17 protein-coding genes are annotated in these 20,377 nt (G+C 62.9%); 5 read left to right on the top strand and 12 right to left on the bottom strand.

The features are described 5' to 3' along the window. Positions 1–8: 8 nt before the first annotated feature. A complete protein-coding gene (locus Q2K57_RS03530; protein ID WP_112054074.1) occupies positions 9–989 on the top strand; it encodes a GntR family transcriptional regulator in 981 nt (326 codons plus the stop codon). A 13-nt stretch (positions 990–1,002) separates the two neighbouring features. Here Q2K57_RS03530 and Q2K57_RS03525 read toward each other — a convergent pair whose 3' ends face one another. From Q2K57_RS03525 to Q2K57_RS03500, 6 genes are all read right to left on the bottom strand, one after another. After that, positions 1,003–1,896, bottom strand: a complete 894-nt coding sequence (locus tag Q2K57_RS03525) for an NAD(P)-dependent oxidoreductase (RefSeq protein ID WP_112054075.1) — start codon at positions 1,894–1,896, stop codon at positions 1,003–1,005. Between the two features lie 67 nt (positions 1,897–1,963). Next, positions 1,964–3,019, bottom strand: coding sequence for an Ldh family oxidoreductase (locus Q2K57_RS03520; protein WP_112054076.1), 1,056 nt, complete (start codon positions 3,017–3,019; stop codon positions 1,964–1,966). Further along, positions 3,016–4,530 carry a tripartite tricarboxylate transporter permease gene (locus Q2K57_RS03515; protein WP_112054077.1) on the bottom strand — a complete coding sequence of 505 codons (1,515 nt, stop codon included), beginning with the start codon at positions 4,528–4,530 and terminating at the stop codon, positions 3,016–3,018. Before Q2K57_RS03515 ends, Q2K57_RS03520 begins: the two co-directional genes overlap by 4 nt. A gap of 3 nt (positions 4,531–4,533) precedes the next feature. Further along, positions 4,534–5,001 carry a tripartite tricarboxylate transporter TctB family protein gene (locus Q2K57_RS03510; protein WP_112054078.1) on the bottom strand — a complete coding sequence of 156 codons (468 nt, stop codon included), beginning with the start codon at positions 4,999–5,001 and terminating at the stop codon, positions 4,534–4,536. Between the two features lie 23 nt (positions 5,002–5,024). Continuing rightward, positions 5,025–6,005, bottom strand: a complete 981-nt coding sequence (locus Q2K57_RS03505) for a tripartite tricarboxylate transporter substrate binding protein (protein ID WP_112054079.1) — start codon at positions 6,003–6,005, stop codon at positions 5,025–5,027. 229 nt (positions 6,006–6,234) lie between these two features. Next, positions 6,235–7,371 carry an iron-containing alcohol dehydrogenase gene (locus Q2K57_RS03500; protein ID WP_112054080.1) on the bottom strand — a complete coding sequence of 379 codons (1,137 nt, stop codon included), beginning with the start codon at positions 7,369–7,371 and terminating at the stop codon, positions 6,235–6,237. A gap of 206 nt (positions 7,372–7,577) precedes the next feature. Here Q2K57_RS03500 and Q2K57_RS03495 point away from each other — a divergent pair, with 206 nt between their 5' ends. Continuing rightward, complete coding sequence (locus tag Q2K57_RS03495) at positions 7,578–8,558, top strand: LysR family transcriptional regulator (RefSeq protein ID WP_112054081.1); 981 nt, start codon at positions 7,578–7,580, stop codon at positions 8,556–8,558. 78 nt (positions 8,559–8,636) lie between these two features. On the opposite strand, the gene Q2K57_RS03490 is transcribed toward Q2K57_RS03495, so the two are convergent. The 5 genes from Q2K57_RS03490 to Q2K57_RS03470 all read right to left on the bottom strand — a co-directional run bounded on the left by Q2K57_RS03490 (position 8,637) and on the right by Q2K57_RS03470 (position 14,473). Beyond that, positions 8,637–10,214, bottom strand: coding sequence for an aldehyde dehydrogenase (NADP(+)) (locus Q2K57_RS03490; protein ID WP_112054082.1), 1,578 nt, complete (start codon positions 10,212–10,214; stop codon positions 8,637–8,639). Between the two features lie 14 nt (positions 10,215–10,228). Next, positions 10,229–11,227 carry an AraD1 family protein gene (araD1, locus tag Q2K57_RS03485; protein ID WP_112054083.1) on the bottom strand — a complete coding sequence of 333 codons (999 nt, stop codon included), beginning with the start codon at positions 11,225–11,227 and terminating at the stop codon, positions 10,229–10,231. Positions 11,228–11,438: 211 nt separating this feature from the next. Then, the gene (locus Q2K57_RS03480; RefSeq protein ID WP_112054084.1) at positions 11,439–12,743 is read right to left on the bottom strand and encodes a TRAP transporter large permease subunit; all 1,305 of its coding nucleotides are present in this window, start codon (positions 12,741–12,743) and stop codon (positions 11,439–11,441) included. Further along, the gene (locus Q2K57_RS03475; RefSeq protein WP_112054085.1) at positions 12,743–13,357 is read right to left on the bottom strand and encodes a TRAP transporter small permease subunit; all 615 of its coding nucleotides are present in this window, start codon (positions 13,355–13,357) and stop codon (positions 12,743–12,745) included. The genes Q2K57_RS03480 and Q2K57_RS03475 overlap by 1 nt, the downstream gene beginning before the upstream one ends. 96 nt (positions 13,358–13,453) lie before the next feature. Continuing rightward, positions 13,454–14,473, bottom strand: a complete 1,020-nt coding sequence (locus Q2K57_RS03470; RefSeq protein WP_112054086.1) for a TRAP transporter substrate-binding protein — start codon at positions 14,471–14,473, stop codon at positions 13,454–13,456. 216 nt (positions 14,474–14,689) lie between these two features. On the opposite strand from Q2K57_RS03470, the gene Q2K57_RS03465 reads away from it, so the two are divergent. From Q2K57_RS03465 to Q2K57_RS03455, 3 genes are all read left to right on the top strand, one after another. Further along, positions 14,690–16,435 (top strand): IlvD/Edd family dehydratase, encoded by a 1,746-nt coding sequence (locus Q2K57_RS03465; protein ID WP_112054087.1) that lies wholly within the window; start codon positions 14,690–14,692, stop codon positions 16,433–16,435. Positions 16,436–16,539: 104 nt separating this feature from the next. Beyond that, on the top strand, positions 16,540–18,339 hold the full coding sequence (locus Q2K57_RS03460; protein ID WP_112054088.1) for an IlvD/Edd family dehydratase: 1,800 nt from the start codon (positions 16,540–16,542) through the stop codon (positions 18,337–18,339). Between the two features lie 165 nt (positions 18,340–18,504). Next, on the top strand, positions 18,505–19,431 hold the full coding sequence (locus Q2K57_RS03455) for a Gfo/Idh/MocA family protein (RefSeq protein WP_112054089.1): 927 nt from the start codon (positions 18,505–18,507) through the stop codon (positions 19,429–19,431). Positions 19,432–19,540: 109 nt separating this feature from the next. Here the strand turns inward: Q2K57_RS03455 and Q2K57_RS03450 are convergent, their stop codons facing one another. Then, positions 19,541–20,308, bottom strand: a complete 768-nt coding sequence (locus Q2K57_RS03450) for a FadR/GntR family transcriptional regulator (protein WP_112054090.1) — start codon at positions 20,306–20,308, stop codon at positions 19,541–19,543. Positions 20,309–20,377 lie beyond the last annotated feature (69 nt).

Genomic DNA, 20,377 nt, shown 5'->3' with positions numbered 1-20,377 from the left:
GTGTGTGCATGAGCAATACATTGAAAGAGCAGTTGTATCAGGCCCTTGTGCAAGGGATTGACCGGGGACATCTCGAGCCTGGGCTGGTGCTGCTGGAGGGCAATATTGCCGCTATCTTCGACATGAGCCGCTCTCCGGTGCGCCAGACCCTGAGCCGGCTTCATGAAGAGGGCAAAATCCGTCGCTTCGACGGCCGCGGCTATCTGGTCGGTCGGGGAGGCGGGGAGGTCATCCGGCGCACCCTGGGTGCCGGTGACTTCCGTGCGGCGGGTGGACAGGCATCAATCCAGCGTACGCAAGCATGGCAGGAACTAGCCGAAAAGGTCGAACGCGACCTGGTGCTTTGCTCGATGAAAGGCCGCTTGGAGCTTAACGAACTCCAACTTGCCAAGACCTACGATGTCAGCCGCACGACGACGCAACGTATCCTGGCCTCGCTGCAGTCGCTAGGGGTCGTCGACAAGACCAAGTACAGCAGCTGGAGCGTGATCCCGCTTGACGATGAGCGCCTTCATCACCTGTACGACGCTCGTCGTCAGTTGGAACCTTTCATGATTTCCCGTGCTTGCAGCGCTATATCTGACCATGAACTCGACGGCTATCTCTTTCGGCTGAATGAAGCCGCGCGGCAGTATCCGAATCTCGAGGGCGCCAGGCTCGATGCGCTCGAGAATGATCTGCACCAAGAGGCGCTGATGCGCGGCGGTAATCCGGAGATCATCACCATGCTACGCCGCACGCGGCCTATCCTCTTGATCAGCAAACACCTGCTTGGCGGTGCGGTGGAGATGCCCGCAGAGGATCCGCTTTTCACGGAGCATCGCCGGGTCTTCGAGGCGCTGAGTGCGCGCTTGCCCAAGCAGGCCGGGCAAGCGCTCGACGAGCACTTGGCGAACGCCGAGACCAAGGTGAGACAACGTCTGGCCGACTTTCGCGAGGCCGGCGAGGTGGTGATGCCGCGTTATCTAAGCTGGGTGGAAACGCTCTAGGCCGTTTTGCCTACTATTCCACCGGCAGCCGATTGAGCCGTCGCAGTTCGCGGATCAGCGCGCTGTGGTCCAGTTCGCCGTCTCCATGCGCGACGAGATCGTGGAATAGCCGGTTGACCAACTGGCTGACCGGCAGCTCCAGCGACAGCTGTTCGGCCAGCTCCATGGCGGTTTGGGTATCCTTGAGCTGCCACTTTGCCGGACCGCCCGGGACATGATTACCCTCGAGCATGCGCTGGCCGTGGACGCGCAGAATCGTCGAGTCGGCGAAACCTCCCTGCAGTGCCTCGCGGACGCGGGCCGGGTCTGCGCCGCCGCGTTCGGCCAGTAGCAGGGCCTCGGAGACCGTGGCGATGCTATTGGCGACGATCATCTGGTTGGCGAGCTTGGCTAGCTGGCCGCTGCCAGCGGGGCCTACATGCACCGGGCGCCCCAGCTCAGCGAGAAGCGGTTCGGCCTGCTCGAAGGCGGCGGCCTCACCGCCGGCCATGATCGCCAGAGTGCCGTCGATGGCGCCGCGCTCGCCGCCTGATACCGGCGCATCCAGGTAGGAGACGCCGCACTGCCGTGCCGCCTCTGCCTGCGTGCGGGCGGTTTCGACCGGAATCGAGCTCATCACGATCAGCGTGCTGTCGGGGCGCATGGCTGCCAAGGCTCCGGCTTCGCCGAGCAATACCTCGTTGCACACCGGCCCGGAGCTCAGCATGACGATCACCGCGGCGGTGTCCTCGGCCGCTGCCACCGGGTTGTCGGCTAGCGTGACGTTGCCCGCCTCACACAGCGCTGCGGCCTTTTCGCGGCTGCGGTTCCAGGCCTTTACCCGCCATCCGGCCCGCGCCAGGCGCATGGCCATTGGCCCGCCCATGATGCCGGTGCCGATCATCCCGATCGTCTTGTCATCGTGCATGCTAGTCTCCTGCGAAAAGTTGTCCTTGCTGTTGTTGCGTTGCTTTCGCGGACATCCGACATGGCGTTCAGGATAGCGAGAGCTCGTCGGCCCTTGGCGAGCCGGCAATTGCCCGGTGCAGCGCGCTGACCACGTCTGCTGGCAGCGGAATGCCCTCGCGGCGATACTCTTCACGTTTACGCAGGCCGGCCTGTCCTGGCAGACGTACGCTCTTTCCGGCTTCGCCGGGCGAGGCGTCAAGGCAACGCCTCACCAAGTGATCGGTTTCATCCAGGAACGCTGCTTGGCCGCCGAAGCGGGCTGGATCGATGACCATCACCATCACCGCTGCACCCCAGCCCTGAGGGGCATCCTTGCGACCGTAACCACTGAGCGCTGCGGTCAGTGCCTCGACCATCAGCCCCAGGGCGAAACCCTTGTGGCCAAAGTCCAGCCCCCCGAGCGGCAGGATGCTGCCGCCTGGGTCACCGAAGAAGCTCTCAGGATCATCACTCGCCACACCTTGGCTGTCGAGAATCACCGGGTGCTCCAGGTGCTCGCCGGCCGCGCGCGCCTGATTGACCGTGCCGTTGGTCACCGTCGACATGCTGACGTCGATCAGCATCGGCTGTTCGCGACCGGGTATGCCGACAGCGATTGGGTTGGGCGTGATGACCGGAGCGGTACCGCCAAAGGGGGCGACCGAGGCCACTGATGGGTCCGAGCTCATGATGATAGGCATCAGTCCCTGCTCGACCAGTGGCAGCAGATAGGCGGCAAGACAGGCGATATGGTGAGAGTGTTTTAGACTGACCATGCCGATGCCAAACTCCTTGGCGGACTGGCGGCACTGCTCCAGTGCAGTCTGTACCAGATAGGGGCCAAGCAGGTAGTGGCCATCGTAGAGGGCGGCAACCGGGCTGTTCTGCTCGATGACCAGGCGCGTGGGATCGCCGCTGGCGTGGCCGGCACGCAGGTCATCAAGATAGCCGGCGGCTAGCTTGGTGCCATGGGTGTGGTGGCCGAGCAGGTCACCCTCCACTAGGATCGATGCGGTGGCCTCGGCAACGTCTTGGCTGGCCCCAGCCTCTTCGAAGAGGGTGCTCAGCAAGGTCGTGAGGTGGGAAGAGGAATAACGTTTCATGAGGACCTCGCGGAAGTGTCTTGAGATAGAGGGCGCCACTGGCGGTAGGCCCGGGCCAGCAGTGGGGTCAGCCAGATGAGGATCACCAGCGCGCCTAGCGAGGCGCTGATCGGACGCGAGAAGAAACTCAGCAGGTCGCCGCCGGACTTGAGCATCGAGCTCATGAAGCTGTTCTCCAGCGTGCTGCCGAGTACCAGGCCGAGAATCGCTGGTGCCATCGGGAAGTCGCAGCGAGCGAGAACGAAGGCCAGCATGCCGACCAGCAGCATGATCCAGATATCGGTGATGGCATTATTGATCGCGAATGCCCCGACCATGCAGAAGCAGAGGATGATCGGCATCAGCACCTTGCGCGGTGTCAAGATGAACACCTTCGAGCAGCGGATCGCCAGATAGCCGATCGGCAGCATGGCCAGGTTGGCGACAAAGAAGACAATGAATAGTGCATAGACCAGACCACCTCCCTCCATGAAGATGGTCGGTCCCGGGTTCATGCCCTTCATATAGAGCACGCCGATGACGATGGCGGTGATCGAGTCACCGGGAATGCCAAACACCAGCGCCGGGACCCAGGCGCCGCTGATCCCAGAGTTGTTGGCTGAGCTGGCATCGATGATGCCTTCGATGTTGCCTGTGCCGTAGGCTGCCCGATTGCGTGATCGGCTCTTGCCCAAGGCATAGGATATCCAGGCGGCGATATCGGCCCCTGCGCCTGGCAGAGCGCCGATCAGGGTTCCGACGGTGCTGCCACGCAGCAGATTCCGCCAGTAGCGGCGCAGGTGCCGTGGTGCCTCGCGAAATACGCTGTCCTTGGCTATGGCAGGGACCTGGCGTCCTTCTTGGCGTGAGCCGTAGAACCCCATGATTTCATTGAGGGCGAACATGCCGATCATCACCGGAATGAAGTTTATTCCGGCCAGCAGGTCGGGAACGCCGAAGGTGAAGCGCGGAGTGCCGCTCATCATATCCAGCCCCACTGTCGACAGCAGTAGGCCGATCATCAGCGATAGGAACGCCTTGGTCTTGGAGCCGATAGAAATGAAGATTGAGCTGCTCAGCCCTAGCAGGGCCAGCCAGAAGTACTCGTAGGAGCTGAAATTGAGCGCCAATTCGGCCAGCGTTGGTGACACGAAAACCAGCACCAAGGTGCCAAAGAGGCCTCCGAATATCGAGCAGATAAGGTTGGTCCCCAGTGTCTCGCGAGCGCGGCCTTGTCGAGCCAGTAGGTGGGACTCGCCTACATAAGCTGCAGAGGCAGGGGTGCCGGGAATGTTGAGATAGGTGCCGGGAATGTCGCCGGCGAAGATCGCCATTGCCGAGGTGGTGACGATGGCGGCAATCGCCGGCGTCGAGTCCATGTAGAAGGTGATAGGTACCAGCAGTGCCACGGCCATGGTCGCCGTGAGGCCCGGAACTGCCCCGACGAAGACGCCGAATATCGCTGAGGCGGCGATGACCAGCAATGTCTGCCAATTGAAGACCAAGTCTAATCCTTGCAGGAAGGCATCCATGGTTTACCCCCAGAGACCCAGTTGCCCCTCGGGGAGGGGAATGAGCAGATAGCGTGAAAAGATCAAGGTGATCGCAAATGCGGCGACCACCGAGACACCAATTGCGAGCAGCCAGGACACGCCGCGAAGCCGCATCAGTGCCGTCATTATCAACGTCATCGTCAGCGCAGCGCCGAGGGTGTCGCTGCACAGTACATAGAAGACCACCAGCAAGCAGGGCACCAGAGCGGTCATCAGGCCGCGCAGGTCGATTGGCTCACGTCGTGTGGCGCCGTTGCCAGCAAGGCTTAGCAGCGTCCTGAGACGACTCGCGGCCAGTACCAGGCCGCCCAGGAAGAACCCTCCTCCGATGAGGGAGGGAAAAAGGGACGGCCCGTATTGCAGACTAGGTAGGGTGGGATACTGCTGGGCGACGGCGTATACGCCGCCGCCCAGCACCATGAAGCCCAGCCCGAGGATGACATCTTTCATCACGGCACCTTGGCTCGAGTGGGTTACTTGGCCAGGCCAACCTGGTCGACGATTTGGCCGAACTTGGCATCCATGTCGGCCATGAAGTCACCGAAGTCATTGGCGTTGCGCCATTCGGTGCCGAAGCCCTGCTTGGCCATGAAGTTCTGGTAGGTATCGCTGTGGTAGGCGGCGTCGAGGGCTTCCTCGAGAATAGCGACGACCTCGGGATCCATGCCCTCTGGGCCGGCGATGCCGCGCCATTCACCGATCTGATAGTCGGTATCGAGCGTTTCGCCCAGAGTCGGGACATCGGGGAAGCTGTCGATGCGATGCGGGGCCATGATGGCTAGGCTCTGGGCCTTGCCCGCCTCAACCATCGAGCGTGCCTCGGGAACCGAGCTCGGCACGATGTCGATCCCGCCGGCGGCGAGCTCGGTCATTGCCGGTGCGGCCCCTTGGCTGGGAATCCAGGTCACCTGATCGGGCGCCATGCCTTGATCCATCAAGAAGCCGGCGAAGGCGAGATGCCAGACACCGCCCTGGCCGGTGCCGGAGGCTTTGTAGGTACCCTTGGGCTGCTCGGCGATCATTGTCACTAGCTCATCGACGGTGTCATAGGGTGCATCGCTAGCGACCTGTACGCCTGCGTAGTCGTAGTTGATCTGGGCGATCGGAGTGTAGTCCTCATAGGTCAGTTGGGTCAGGCCCTGCCAATGCATCATATTGATCTCGCCGGTGATCAGGCCCAGCGTGTAACCATCCGGCTTGGCCATGGCAATGGCGGTATGGCCGACGACACCGCTGCCGCCGGTGCGGTTGACGACGTTGACGGTCTTGCCCAGTTGCTCCTCGAGCGCCTTGGCAATGGTACGTGCAGTGGCATCGGTGCCACCGCCTGCGGCCCAAGGCACGATGATGGTGATCGGCTTCTCTGGGTAATCGGCTAGTACAGGGCCGGACATTGCCAGTACCAGCATGGCTGCGGTGCCGGTCAGCAGGTGTCGCTTGTTTGTCTTGTTCATGTGCGTCTCGTCCTTGCGTGATGATTAGCGGGTCTGCGTACTCAAGTTAGTGTTAATGAACATTGTGCGCAATAACCATATTAGTCGACTTTGGTCGATAAAATGATTTTTAAATTCATGTTTAAAAAGGGTTTTTGTTTTTTCTAGGCACAGCAGAACCTGACGCGCCGATGCGGTCGACGGTCAGGGTCTGCCTTGCGATGGTGGGTGGCAGGTCAGGGGAAGAGTGTCATGCGCTGGCTGCTTCGAGCATGTGCCGGAAATCCTCGCGGCTGGCTGTCCGAGGGTTGGTCGCCGTTGAATGGTCCTCGAGCGCCCACTGAGCCGTCTGTTCGAAGAGTTCCGGCGTCACACCTAGCTCTTGCAGGGTGGTCGGTAGGCCCAGGTCCTTGGTAAGGGTCTCGAAGAACGCGGCGAGATCGGCGTCGGCAGACAGCCCCAATACCTCCCGCAGGCGTCGATATTTGACTTCACAGGCTGGCGCGTTGAAGCGTATTACCGTCGGCAGCAGCAGAGCGTTGAGCGTGCCGTGGTGAAGCTTTAACTCCTGCAGGCCGCCTAGCGCATGGGAGAGTGAGTGCACAGCTCCCAGCCCCTTCTGAAAGGCCATGGCGCCTTCCAGTGCCGCCATCATCATCTCGCTTCGAGCCTCCATGTCGTTACCGTTGGCCACCGCAGTGCGCAGGTGAAGCGCGGCGCGGCCCAGACCGTCGAGGGCGATCGCCTCGGCCGGTGGATTATGGCGAGGACTCAGATAGGTCTCGACGCAGTGGGCAATGGCATCCATGCCGGTGGCTGCGGTGAGATAGGGCGGCAGCGAGCGGGTGAGTTCCGGGTCACAGATGGCCAGTGCTGGAATCAGATGAGGAGAGAGGAAGCCTAATTTGCGTTGGTCGCGCAGGGTGATCAGGGCGCCGCGGCCTACCTCACTTCCAGTCCCTGCCGTGGTCGGCACCGCCACTATTGCCAACACGTCAGACGTGATTCGCTCTGCACCATTCTCGATGACTGCATACTGACGCAGCGGTGGAGCATGGGTCGCCAGCAGCGCGAGCCCCTTGGCTAGGTCGAGGCTCGAGCCGCCGCCGATGGCGACGATACCGTCGCAGCCATGCCTCTGGCATACCGCCAGGGCATCTTCCACAGCGACTTCGGTGGGATTGGCCGGGGTGGCGTCGAAGATCGGCGGCGGACTTTTTAGCGCGCTGCCTTCTAGAATCGTGTCGATCAAGCCGCTCTCGCTGAGCCCACGATCGGTGACGATAAGCGGAGTGCTAATGCCGAGAGTTTCCAGTTCGGCGGCCAGATGCTTGATTGCTCCGCATCCGAATTGGACGCGGGTCAGATAGTTGATCAACGAGGTCATTAAAGTGTCTCCGCCCGGCTGGGCACTTTGTTTTGTCTGTCAGGACCGGCGGGATCTGCTGGCCGGGCTGGGACTAGGAGTTTCTCCAGCTTATGACCTGCTTCTAATCACAATCCAATCGTAGTTTGTGGCATTGTGATTCAATCTAGTTATCACGGTGCTGCGGTCACTCTAGGGGGCGGGCACTAATAGGAGTCATCATTACCATGGAAAGACTGTCATCCGTCAGTCTCTGTGGCTGGCTGCGCTTCAAGCATTTGATATTGCTGACAACGCTTGCTCAGAGTCGCAATATGCATGCGGCGGCGCGGGCGATGCACTTGAGCCAGCCGGCGGCGAGCAAGATGCTGCGCGACCTCGAGGCATACTTCGGTTTCGCCATCTTCGAGCGGCTGCCGCGGGCCATGCAGCCTACCGAACTGGGTGAGCAGGTGATTCGCCATGCCTGGCGACTGGTCAACGATGCTGATCGTCTTGTCAGTGACATCAACGACCTGCGCGAGGGGGGCTATGGACAGCTGTTGATCGGCGCGATCTCAGCGGCGGCCCCCGAGATTCTGCCGGCGGCGATTGCCCGGCTCAAACGCCAGCGGCCGCGGTTGTCGATTAGTTTGCAAGAGCAGACCAGTGACCGGCTGTTGGCGGAACTCGAGTATAAGCGGCTTGATCTGGTGATCGGCCGGCTGACGCATGTCAGTCAGCACAACCTATTCGATTTCGAGCCACTGCTCGATGAGCCTCTGCGGGTGGTGGTGCGACACGATCATCCATTGGTGCTAGGTGCTGAGGCGCCTGATCTGGCCACACTCAGCCGCTGGCCATGGATCCTGCATCCTTTGACTAGTCCGATGCGCGGCGTGTTCGAGGCGGCGCTGGCCGAGGAGGGGGTGGTCTCGCCAAACGATGTCGTCGAGACCACCTCGATCCAGGCGACCCTGCAACTGCTACAGACGTCCGACATGCTAGCGGTATTGCCACGTTCGGTACTGCGACGCCCGCTTGAAAGCGGCCAGTACGTGATACTCGACCGGGTGATTGGTAAACCTCTCGACTACTACGGCATCATCAGTCGACGCGGTGAGCCGTTGTCGCCAGCCGCACAGGAGCTCATCGACCATCTGCGCGATCTGGTCGGTAGCCTGGCCGAAGCCCCTGCTGTGCCTGACGATGTGAACGCCCGCAAATGACAACGGGACGGCGGATGCCGTCCCGTTTTGCTTTCACCTGAATCTTCTGGTGACCAGCTTCTCAGCCAGGCGAGGCCCTCAGGCCTCGCGCTTGCCGTCGACCAGGCGGCTGACGCCCGCCGGGTTGCCGTCACGTAGCGCTTCGGGCAGCAGCCCCTGGGGCAGGTTCTGGTAGCAGACCGGGCGCAGGAAGCGATGGATCGCCGCACTGCCCACCGAGGTGGTGCGCGAGTCCGAGGTGGCCGGATAAGGCCCACCGTGGACCATCGCATGGCAGACCTCGACGCCGGTCGGCCAGCCGTTGGCCATCACCCGGCCGGCACGACGCTCGAGCACCGGCAGCAGCGCGCGGGCCGCGTCCAAATCGCCGTCATCCATCTGCAGGGTGGCGGTGAGCTGGCCTTCCAGATGTTCGGCTACGCGCTTCACCTCGGCCTGGTCGGCACATTCCACCACCAGTGAGGTGGCCCCGAAGACCTCGGCCTGCAGGGCTTCGTCCTTCAGGAAGTCGGCCGCCTTGGCCACGAACAGCCCGACCTGACAGGCGTTGGGGCCGTCGCCGGCCGGGCCACGCGCCACTTCGCGGGCATGGCTGCTGGCCACCAGGCCATCCACGCCCTGGGTGTAGGCCTCATGGATACCCGGGGTCAGCATGGTCTGAGCGGCAGCGCCCTTCACCGCTTCGCCGGCGGATGCCACGAAGGCATCCAGTGACTCACCCTTCACGGCGATCACCAGGCCGGGGTTGGTGCAGAACTGGCCGGCCCCCATGTTGAGCGAACCGATAAAGGCCTCACCCAGTTCCTTGCCGCGTGCCTTGAGGGCCTCCGGCAGCAGGAAGACCGGGTTGATCGAGCTCATCTCGGCGTAGACCGGGATCGGCTCCGGGCGCTCCTGGGCGGCCTTGGCCAGCGCCGTACCGCCATTGCGTGAGCCCGTGAAGCCGACCGCCTTGATGCGGGCATCGCGAACCAGCGCCTGACCGATGTCATTGCCGGAGCCGTAGATCAGCGAGAAGACCCCTTCGGGCAGCTCGCACTTGGTCACCGCCCGCTGTATGGCACGACCGACCAGCTCAGAGGTGCCGGGGTGGGCCGAGTGAGCCTTGACCACCACCGGGCAGCCCGCCGCCAGTGCCGAGGCGGTATCGCCGCCGGCCACCGAGAAGGCCAGCGGGAAGTTGGAGGCGCCGAAGACGGCGACCGGGCCCAGGGCAATATGGCGCTGGCGCAGGTCGACCCGCGGCATCGGTTCGCGTTCGGGCAATGCCGGGTCGATGCGCACGTCCAGCCACTCGCCGGCGCGGACTACCGAGGCGAACAGACGCAGCTGGCCACAGGTGCGGCCGCGTTCGCCCTGCAGGCGGGCCTGTGGCAGGCCGGATTCGGCCACGCCACGCTCGATCAGCTCATCGCCGATGGCCTCGATCTCGTCAGCGATGGTCTCGAGGAAGCGCGCCCGCGCCTCCAGGCCGGTCTCGCGGTAGGTCTCGAAGGCTTCCCAGGCCAGCTCACAGGCTTGCTCGACCTCGGCCTTGCTGCCGGCGGGATAGCCCGGCGACAGGGTCTCGCCGGTGGCGGGATTGATGGCGTGAATGGCCTGGCCATTGGCGGTCACGGCACGCTGGCCGATCAGTTGCGTTCCTTCCAGAGTCATAGAGCCTCCTGGGGTTACAGGGAATGGATCGAAAATTCGGTGTCTTCGGTAACGAACGCCAGCGGATTGCGCAGCGTGCGGCCGAAGGCCGGCAGGGCGATCTCGAAGCGATCGCCGTCGCGGGTCTTGATGCCATCGGCGAAGCTCAGCGTCGCGGTGCCGAAGAAGTGCACGTGGACGTCACCGGGGCGCCGGAAGCCTTGGTACTTGAAGTGGTGATGCTCGAGATTGGCCAAGCTGTGCGCCATATTGGCTTCGCCAGTGAGGAACGGCTTCTCCCACAAGGTCTCGCCGTCACGCACGATGCGGCTGACGCCCTCGAGGTGCTCGGGTAGCTCGCCGATCAAGAGCTCCGGGCCGAAGCTGCAGTGGCGCAGCTTGGAGTGGGCCAGCCACAGGTAGTTGAAGCGTTCGGTGACGTGGTCGGAGAACTCATTGCCGATGGCGTAGCCGATGCGCCAGGGCTGGCCGTCGTCGCCGATCACGTAGAGCCCAGCGAGCTCCGGCTCCTCGCCGGCGTCCTCGGCGAAGGCCGGTACCGGCATCGGCGCCTCGGGAGCCACGACGCAGTCGCCGTCGCCCTTGTAGAACCATTCGGGCTGGGCGCCGGTTTCGCCGGCGGCGGGCTTGCCGCCCTCCACGCCGAGCTTGAACATGCGCATCGAGTCGGTCAGCTCGGATTCGTCGGCCTGGGGCTGACTCGAGGACTGGGCGTGCATCGCCGAACGGGTATCGGCGCTGCCCAGATGGGTCAGGCCGGTGCCGGTGACCAGGCAATGCGCGGGGTCGGCGTGGGTCAGCGGCGGCAGCAGGCGCGCCTCCTCGATCAACTGCTGATAGTCGAGGCACGTCTCGGTCAGTGACGCCTCGATCACCTCAGCGAGACCGCGGCCATCAGCGATGGCGCGCCGTGCCAGGGTGTAGGTATCGGCGTCGGTCAGGCGGACCGTTTGCTCGTTTTCTACCAGCGCCGCTAAGGGCCGGTTCTGGTGCAAACATTGGATGATTCGCATTGCGTGATTCCTCGACATCCAGATGAGAAAAGGAGAGTCAGGCGCCGGTCGAGCATCGAAGTGACCTCATCATAGCGCCGCATCTCGGTGTATGTACAACATTAATGGTTATATGTTGATTCTATAGCCTTGCTTAGCGGAGCCAAGGTGGCGTCGGCTTTTACAAGGCACCGGCGACATTCCCTTGCCGCCAGGTGAGCTAACCGTTGGATCAGCCCACCAGCCACATGGCCAGGTTGGGATAGAACAGCAGGGCGAACAGCACGCACAGCTGGATGGCAATGAACGGCAGCAGTGCCACGAAGATATCTTTCAGGCTGATGCTGGGGGGAGCGACGCCCTTGAGGTAGAAGGCGGCCGGGCCGAACGGCGGTGACAGAAAGGAGACCTGCATGTTGACCGCGAACAGGATGCCGAACCAGACCGGGCTGTAGCCCAGCTGCTCAACGATCGGCACGAAGATCGGCAGGGTCAGCATCGCCACGCCAATCCAGTCGAGGAACATGCCGAGTACCAACAGGATTGCCATCATGACGAGGATGATCACCACCGGTTCGACGTCGAGGCCGAGAATCACTTGCGAGATGAATCGGTTGCCGCCCATCAGGTTGTAGACCCCGACCAGCGCCGCGGCGCCAATCCCGATCCAGATGATCATGCCGCAGGTGGTCATGGTCTGGCCGAGGCTGCCGTGCAGGGTCTTCAAGGAGAATTCGCCGCGGGCGACCACGGCCAACAGCACACCGAAGACACCCATCGCTGCGGCTTCGGTGACCGAGGCCACGCCGCCGTAGATCGAGCCCAGCACCATGAAGGCGATCAGGCCGGGGACGATGATGGCCTTGAGCGCCTGACCCTTGGTGGCGAAACTTTCCTCGCGATCGGCATCGGTCATCGGTGGGCCGAGCCGGGGATTCTTCAGACAGCGGATCAGCACATAAGCGATGTAGGAGCCCATCAGCAGCAAGGCCGGGGTGATGGCCGCAGTGAACAGATCGGCAATCGACTGGCTGGCGATCAGGCCATAGATGATCAGTACGATCGACGGCGGCATCATGGTGCCCAGCGAGCCACCGGCACAGACCACACCGATCGATAGATGCTTGTCATACCCCAGGCGCAGCATCTGCGGTAGCGCCAGAATGCCCAGCAGCACGATCTCGCCGCCGATGATCCCTGACAGTGCGGCCAGGAAGAAGGCCACCACGATGGTCTGGATGGCCACGCCGCCAGGCAGGCGCCCGGCGAACACGCGCATGGCGTTGAAGAGATCCTTGGCTATCCCTGATCGGTCCAGTAGCGAGGCCATCAACACGAACATTGGCACCGCTACCAGCGAATACTCGGTGACGAAGCCGAAGACGCGGCTGGTGACCAGTGGCAGGGCCTCAGGTCCGAACCAGCCGAAGGTGAAAACCAGCGCCACCAGGCCGGTGATGAAGGCAAGCGGCAGTCCGGTCACCAGCAGGGCGAAGATGGCCCCTACCAGCAACAGTGTTCCGTCGGCGATATCCATTACACGCTGCCCTCGGTGGAGGTGGGAGGTGTCGGCGGAGCCTGTCTGGCGCGCAATGACTGAACGCTATGAATGAGCGCCTGCACGCTCATCAGCACCAGCGAGGCCATGATGATGCCCTTGACCAGGGCCGGGAACGGAGGGTTCCAGGAGGTGCCCGAGCGCTCCAGCGACCATTCGCCGAGCGGGTTGTGAGAGGCGTCCCAGAACATCACGAAGGCGGCGTAGCTCATGCCCAGACAGAAGCCCAGGGTGACCAGATCATTGAAGCGGTCGAGCCATAGCTTGAGCCGCGGCCCGGCATTGTCGTAGAGCACCCGCACGCGGATGTGGTGGTTGCCGGCCATGGCCGCGGGGCCGCCGATGGCGAAGCTGACGGCGACCAGCATGACTACGCTCTCATGGACCCAGGAGGTCGGCGAGTTGAAGCCGTAGCGCATCAGGACTTCGAAGACACTGATCACCATGGCGATGAATACCAGCCAGGCGGCGCCGCGGGCACACCAGACGACGCCTCGATCGAAGGCGTTGCGCGACTTGTCGTCCGCTGCCGTCTCATCCGCCTTGGCGGCGGCGACGTCATCGTCGCCGGGTTGGGAAAACTTGGAAGACATGGTTCCTCCACGTGACGCCGCTTGGCGTCACGATGCTCAGGAAGTGGAGAAACGGGGCCGATCGAGATCGGCCCCCTGAAGATGTGAACGGTCGGTTTACAGCTGGTTGCGAGCGCGTAGGAAGGCGGTGACAGAGTCATAGTATTTCTGGGTCATCGCGTTCTTGCCTGCCCACACCTGCCATTCCTGCTCGGCGGCCTGGCGGAACTTCTTGCGCTCTTCCTGAGACAGGTCGATCGGATGCACGTCCGGGTTGTCGTTGAGCTCTTGCAGCGTCTGCAGATCCTGTTCCTTGAGCTGGGCAATCAGGTCATAGGCCATGTCGTCGAAGGCCGTTTCCAGGGTGACCTGCAGGTTCTCGGGCAGCCCGTCCCAGATATCCTTGTTGATCGATACGGCGATCATCGGCATGGAGTGGAAGCCCGGGTACAGCGGGTAGGGCGCGAAGGCGTGGATGCCCTGGGCATCGTTGTTGGAGAGCACCGTAGAGTCGGCGGCATCGATCACGCCCTTCTCGAGGGCCGTGTAGACCTCAGAACCCGGCAAGTTAACCGGTGCAGCGCCGATACGCTCGAAGATGTTGTAGACCATGCCCTGCGGAGCGCGGATCTTGAGGCCCTGAAAGTCATCGATGGACTCGATAGGCACCGAGGAGGGAATTGACTCCAGCGGGAAGGTCGCCGCACTGATCAAGTGCGTGCCATAGGGTTCGGCCAGTTCGTTGTAGAGCGCTTCGCCACCGCCTTGCTTCATGTATTCAAGGAAGTCGTAAGGGTTGCTCCATGCCCCTACCAGGTTGCCCATCATGCCGAAGGCCGGATCCTGGCCGGAAAAGTAGCTGGGATCGGTCATGTGGCCCTGAAGGATGCCCGAGGACACGGCCTGCAGGGTCTCGGTGGGGCCTACGATGGAGTTGATCGGCATGATTTCGATGTGCACCTGACCATCGGTCATGGTTTCGACCTTGTCGGCCCAGGCTTGCTTGATCTTGAAGCTGGGCTCGCCTGAGGTCTCCGACGCTTGGAACTTCCAGTCGTATTCGGCGGCCTGGGCGGTGCCAAGCCCGACCAGGAGGGCCGAGCCGGTGAGGACTATGACGTGTTTAAGCTTGAGCATGAAACTCTCCATAGAGGGAAGATTCTTGTTGTGGCGTGAGCTGACAGGGCAGCATCCCCATCTGGGAGGCTTAATGTTGAACATATAGCGTATTTGTTCAACATATACTTTTGTATGTATCGACTACCATGGCGGTTATCGGTAACGTCTAGCTCAATCTTCGCCGCATACAGGATCGAGCCGCAGGCCGCGATCCTTCGATAAGGAGTGACCTCCATGTCTCAGAATAAACGCCCGCTGCGCAGTGCTGCCTGGTTTGGTACCGCCGACAAGAACGGTTTCATGTACCGCAGCTGGATGAAGAATCAGGGCATTCCCGATCATGAGTTCGAAGGCAAGCCGATCATCGGTATCTGCAATACCTGGTCGGAGCTCACGCCCTGCAACGCGCACTTCCGCAAGCTTGCCGAACACGTCAAGCAGGGCATTCTCGAGGCCGGTGGTTACCCGGTAGAGTTCCCGGTGTTCTCCAACGGCGAATCCAACCTGCGTCCCACTGCGATGTTCACCCGCAACCTCGCCAGCATGGATGTCGAAGAGGCAATCCGCGGCAATCCGATGGATGCGGTGGTGCTGCTGGTGGGCTGTGACAAGACCACCCCGGCACTGCTGATGGGGGCGGCGAGCTGTGACCTGCCGACGCTGGTGGTCACCGGCGGGCCGATGCTCAACGGCAAGCATGAAGGCAAGGACATTGGCTCGGGCACTGTGGTCTGGAAACTCTCGGAGGAGGTCAAGGCCGGCAAGATCTCGATTCACGACTTCATGGCCGCCGAGGCTGGCATGTCGCGCTCTGCGGGTACCTGCAACACCATGGGAACGGCCTCGACCATGGCCTGCATGGCCGAATCGCTGGGCGCCTCGCTGCCGCACAACGCGGCCATTCCTGCGGTCGATTCGCGTCGCTATGTACTGGCCCACCTGTCGGGCAATCGCATCGTCGAGATGGTCCACGAGGATCTCAAACTCTCCAAGGTTCTCACCAAGGGCGCCTTCGAGAACGCCATTCGCACCAATGCCGCCATCGGTGGCTCCACCAATGCGGTCATCCACCTGAAGGCGATCGCCGGACGTATGGGCGTCGATCTGGCCTTGGATGACTGGAACCGCATTGGCCGCGGGACGCCCACGATCGTCGATCTGCAGCCGTCCGGGCGCTTCCTGATGGAAGAGTTCTACTATGCGGGCGGCCTGCCGGCGGTGCTGCGCCGCCTCGGCGAGGCCGACCGGCTGCCCCACAAGGGTGCCCTGACCGTCAACGGCCAGACGCTGTGGGACAACGTCAAAGATGCCCCGCTTTACAATGATCAGGTGATTCGCCCGTTGGACAACCCGTTGGTAGACGACGGCGGCATGTGCGTGCTGCGCGGCAACCTCGCCCCGGGAGGGGCGGTGCTCAAGCCCTCGGCGGCGAGCCCGGAATTGATGCGCCACCGCGGCCAGGCCGTGGTCTTCGAGGATTTCGACGACTACAAGGCACGCATCAACGACCCGGATCTCGAGGTGTCGGCAGACAGCGTGCTGGTGATGAAGCATTGCGGTCCACGCGGTTATCACGGCATGGCCGAGGTGGGGAACATGGGGCTGCCGTCGAAGCTGCTGGAGCAGGGGGTAACCGACATGGTGCGCATCTCCGATGCCCGCATGAGCGGCACCGCCTATGGCACCGTGGTGCTGCATGTGGCGCCGGAAGCCGCCGCCGGTGGGCCGCTTGCCGCCGTGCAAAACGGCGACTGGATCGAACTCGATGCCTATGACGGCCGCCTGCATCTGGACATCAGCGAAGACGAACTCGCCTCACGGCTGGCCGAAAGCGATCCCCGCGCGGCGTCGACACGCATTGCCAGCAGCGGCGGTTACCGCCAGCTCTATATCGAGCATGTACTGCAAGCCGACGAAGGCTGCGATTTCGACTTCCTGGTTGGCTGTCGCGGCGCCGAGGTGCCCCGGCACTCGCACTGAATACGGACACCGGCCAATCGCCGCGTTCCCCTCCCGTCTTGCCGCCATCCGATCCCATGCCTGCGACGCCCGAGACAGGCGTCGCAGGGACTAGGAGTTTGACCATGTCCTCGCCCCGTCTGACCTCGGATCAGCTGCGCTCGCGCTGGTGGTTCGATAACCCCGATCATCCCGGTACCACGGCGCTGTGCATCGAACGCTATCTCAATTACGGCATCACGCTCGAAGAACTGACCTCGGGTAAGCCGATCATCGGCATCTGCCAGTCGGGCTCGGACCTCACGCCCTGCAATCGCCACCACATCGAGCTGGTGAAGCGGGTCAAGGACGGCATCCGCGCCGCGGGCGGGGTGCCCTTCGAGTTCCCGCTGCATCCGATCCACGAGAACGTGCGCCGCCCCACTGCGGCACTGGATCGCAACCTGGCCTACCTGGGCCTGGTCGAGGTGCTGCACGGCTATCCGCTGGACGGCGTGGTGCTGACCACCGGCTGTGACAAGACCACTCCGGCCAGTCTGATGGCCGCCGCCACGGTCAACATTCCGGCCATCGTGCTGTCCGGCGGGCCGATGCTCAACGGCTGGCGCGGCGCCGAGCGTGTCGGCTCCGGCACCGTGGTGTGGGAGATGCGCAAGCGCCTGGCCGCCGGCGATATCGACTACCCCGAGTTCCTGTCGCGGATCGCCGATTCCGCGCCCTCGGTGGGCCATTGCAACACCATGGGCACGGCCTCGACCATGAATTCGCTAGCCGAGGCGCTGGGCATGAGCCTGCCGGGGTCGGCGATGATCCCAGGTCCTTACAAGGAGCGCGGGGCGGTGGCCTATAAGACCGGCGAGCGCATCGTCGACATGGTCTGGGACGACCTGCGGCCGAGCGACATCATGACCCGCGAGGCGTTCGAGAACGCCGTGGTCACCTGCTCGGCGCTGGGCGGCTCGTCCAATGCCCCGGTCCATATCAACGCCATCGCCCGCCACGCTGGCGTCGAATTCGACAACGACGACTGGCAGCGGCTCGGCCACGAGGTGCCGCTGCTGGCCAACGTGATGCCGGCCGGCGCCTATCTCGGCGAGGAGTTCCACCGCGCCGGCGGCGTGCCGGCGGTGATGCACGAGCTGCTCGAGGCCGGGCGGCTCCATGGCGAGGTGCCGACCGCCAACGGCCGCACCCTGGCCGATAACCTGGCCGGTCGTGAGACTGTCGACGAGGAAGTGATCCGCCGCTACGCTAACCCGCTGGTCGAGCACGCGGGCTTCCTCAACCTCAAGGGCAACCTGTTCGACTCGGCGCTGATGAAGACCAGCGTGATCGCGACGGACTTCCGCCAGCGCTTCCTCAGCGATCCCGAGGACCCCAATGCCTTCGAAGGCAAGGTGGCGGTGTTCGACGGCTCCGAGGACTATCACGCGCGCATCGACGATCCTGCGCTCGGTATCGATGAGCGCACCATCCTGGTGATGCGCGGCGCCGGGCCCGTTGGCCATCCGGGCGGCGCCGAGGTGGTCAATATGCAACCGCCGGAGGCGCTGATCCGCGCCGGCATCGACTCGCTGCCCTGCCTGGGCGACGGTCGCCAATCGGGCACTTCCGGCTCGCCGTCGATCCTCAACGCCTCGCCGGAAGCCGCCACCGGCGGGCCGCTGGCGCTGCTCGAGAGCGGCGATCGGCTGCGAGTGGATCTCGGCCGCTGCGAGGTGCGTCTGCTGGTCGATGAAGACGAACTGGCTTTGCGCCGCGAGCGACTCGAGTCCGCCGGTGGTTACCCCTATCCGGCGCATCAGACGCCCTGGCAGGAAATTCAGCGCTCGATGGTCGAGCCGCTGGACCGTGGCATGATTCTACGAGGTGCGACTGAGTATCAGGACGTCGCCCGTCGCAGCCCCCCGCGGGACAACCACTGACGCCATAGCAGCAAACGGCCGCCTCACCCCGGGGCGGCCGTTTACCGGAGAGCCTGCCGGGGCCATTAGGTGATGAGGTCGCAAGGTGGCTCAGGGTGTCGTGGCGGTAGAGGGTGTCGTGGCGCTACACTGCGGGCCGGTTTTCATTGCTTGCAGGAGGGTGTCATGTCCGAATTTCGCCTGGGTCTGGTCGGGGTCGGCAAGATCGTGCGCGATCAGCATCTGGCGGCTATCCAGTCCACTCCGGGGATAGAGCTTGTCGCTGTGGCTGATCCCTTCTCCGAGCTGGAAGGCATCGCGAGCTACAAAGACCTTGCCACCATGCTCGACGCCGAGCCGGCTCTCGATGCCATCGCGATCTGCACACCGACCCACCTGCGCCACGAACTGGCGCGGCTGGCCCTGGAGCGTGGCAAGGCGGTGATGCTGGAGAAGCCGCCGGGAGCGACGCTTGCCGAGACGGAGGATCTCAAGGCGCTGGCCAAGGAGCATGACGCCGTGCTGTTTGCCGCCTGGCACTCGCGTTTTGCACCAGGCATCAGCCACGCCCAGGATTGGCTCACCTCAAGAACTGTGACCGGGGTGACGATCGACTGGCATGAGGATGTGCGAGTCTGGCACCCAGGCCAGGATTGGATCTGGCAGGCGGGCGGTATGGGCGTCTTCGATCCTGGCATCAATGCGCTATCCATCGCCACACAGTTGATGTCGGTGCCGTTCTTTCTCAAGCACGCAGATCTCGAGGTGCCTGAAAACTGCCAGACGCCGATTGCCGCCAAGCTCGGCTTTCGCACCGCGGCCGGCGTTGCTGTAGACGCCGACTTCGACTTCCGTCATCAGGACCCGCCGCGCTGGGACATGCGCATCGACACCGATGCCGGGGTTCTCAAGCTTGAAAGCGGCGGTTCGCGCCTGATCATCGATGGCGAGGTGGTAATCGACGAGCCCGAACACGAGTACCAGGGCGTCTACGCGCATTTTCGTGAACTGCTGAAGACCGGCGAAAGCGATATCGATATTGCACCGCTGCGCCATGTGGCCGACGCCATGATGCTGGGTCACCGGCGCGCGGTTGAAGCGTTTATCGAATAGCGGCTGTTTATCGGATAGCGGTTGTTTATCGAGTGGCGGCCTTAGCGATGCCGATGACACCCTGATGTTACAGCCGCCGCCCGTCAGGCGGTTGAGCCGTGTCTATCGTTCAGGTGTCCGGCGTCAGGTTCATGCTGCTTCCCAATACCGATTCGCCGGGCTTGAGGCCGAGCGCATCGGCGGTGCCGGCAAGCACGGATTGAGCGGCGCGGAAGGCCTCGTGAGGGCGGCGGGTACGAATGGCCTCCATCATCTTACGATGGCGCTCCAGGCTCGCCTCGGGGTCTGTGGCGCTGACGTTGGACATCTTGATCAGCAGATAGATGGATGGGCGCAGGATATGGGAAAGCTGCGCCCATACAATATTGTGGGTGGCCTTGTAGATCGCGACATGAAAGGCCACATCGTAATCGCTGTGCAGGCGCTTCGTTTCCGGGCCAGCATCGCTGTGCATGTTCTGGCCCATGCCTTCAAAAGCTTCCTCAATCGCGACCAGGTCGCGCGCCGTGGCGCGTTGGGCGGCCATCATGGCGACATAGGGCTCGACATCCAGTCGAAATGACAGGATCTCGCGCTGGATCTTGGGGTTTGGCGCGGCATAGCGCGTCATCCATCCGGTGACGGTGGGGTCGAGAATATTCCACTCGGAATACTCGCGAACCCTGGAGCCATGCCCAGAAATGCGCTCGATGATGCCGACATCCACGAGTTGCCTTAGGTCGCTGCGCACCGCCGAGCGGTTGATGGCGAACTGTTCGCAGAGGTCGACTTCCTTGGGCACGTAGTCGCCGGGCTGATAGCGGCCGGAGAAAATCTCCTCGGCCAGAAATTCGGCGACGCTAGGGCGTTGGTTGGGCTTTTGCTGCTTTTCCTTCACGTAGGCTCTGTCCGGCAAAATGTAGGCTCAAGTTGTCATATGTTGAACATATGAGCAAGCTGACTAAAA

Origin of the sequence: Halomonas sp. I5-271120, assembly GCF_030553075.1 — a bacterium.
Taxonomy (GTDB): Bacteria; Pseudomonadota; Gammaproteobacteria; order Pseudomonadales; family Halomonadaceae; genus Onishia; species Onishia taeanensis_A.
Note: the sequence above shows the minus strand (reverse complement) of the source record. Positions and strands in the feature narration are given on the sequence as shown.

Coding starts and splice junctions, on each gene's coding strand:
- Q2K57_RS03530 (WP_112054074.1), top strand. CDS start 9: ATGAGCAATACATTGAAAGAGCAGTTGTATCAGGCCCTTGTGCAAGGG.
- Q2K57_RS03525 (WP_112054075.1), bottom strand. CDS start 1,896: ATGCACGATGACAAGACGATCGGGATGATCGGCACCGGCATCATGGGC.
- Q2K57_RS03520 (WP_112054076.1), bottom strand. CDS start 3,019: ATGAAACGTTATTCCTCTTCCCACCTCACGACCTTGCTGAGCACCCTC.
- Q2K57_RS03515 (WP_112054077.1), bottom strand. CDS start 4,530: ATGGATGCCTTCCTGCAAGGATTAGACTTGGTCTTCAATTGGCAGACA.
- Q2K57_RS03510 (WP_112054078.1), bottom strand. CDS start 5,001: ATGAAAGATGTCATCCTCGGGCTGGGCTTCATGGTGCTGGGCGGCGGC.
- Q2K57_RS03505 (WP_112054079.1), bottom strand. CDS start 6,005: ATGAACAAGACAAACAAGCGACACCTGCTGACCGGCACCGCAGCCATG.
- Q2K57_RS03500 (WP_112054080.1), bottom strand. CDS start 7,371: ATGACCTCGTTGATCAACTATCTGACCCGCGTCCAATTCGGATGCGGA.
- Q2K57_RS03495 (WP_112054081.1), top strand. CDS start 7,578: ATGGAAAGACTGTCATCCGTCAGTCTCTGTGGCTGGCTGCGCTTCAAG.
- Q2K57_RS03490 (WP_112054082.1), bottom strand. CDS start 10,214: ATGACTCTGGAAGGAACGCAACTGATCGGCCAGCGTGCCGTGACCGCC.
- araD1 (WP_112054083.1), bottom strand. CDS start 11,227: ATGCGAATCATCCAATGTTTGCACCAGAACCGGCCCTTAGCGGCGCTG.
- Q2K57_RS03480 (WP_112054084.1), bottom strand. CDS start 12,743: ATGGATATCGCCGACGGAACACTGTTGCTGGTAGGGGCCATCTTCGCC.
- Q2K57_RS03475 (WP_112054085.1), bottom strand. CDS start 13,357: ATGTCTTCCAAGTTTTCCCAACCCGGCGACGATGACGTCGCCGCCGCC.
- Q2K57_RS03470 (WP_112054086.1), bottom strand. CDS start 14,473: ATGCTCAAGCTTAAACACGTCATAGTCCTCACCGGCTCGGCCCTCCTG.
- Q2K57_RS03465 (WP_112054087.1), top strand. CDS start 14,690: ATGTCTCAGAATAAACGCCCGCTGCGCAGTGCTGCCTGGTTTGGTACC.
- Q2K57_RS03460 (WP_112054088.1), top strand. CDS start 16,540: ATGTCCTCGCCCCGTCTGACCTCGGATCAGCTGCGCTCGCGCTGGTGG.
- Q2K57_RS03455 (WP_112054089.1), top strand. CDS start 18,505: ATGTCCGAATTTCGCCTGGGTCTGGTCGGGGTCGGCAAGATCGTGCGC.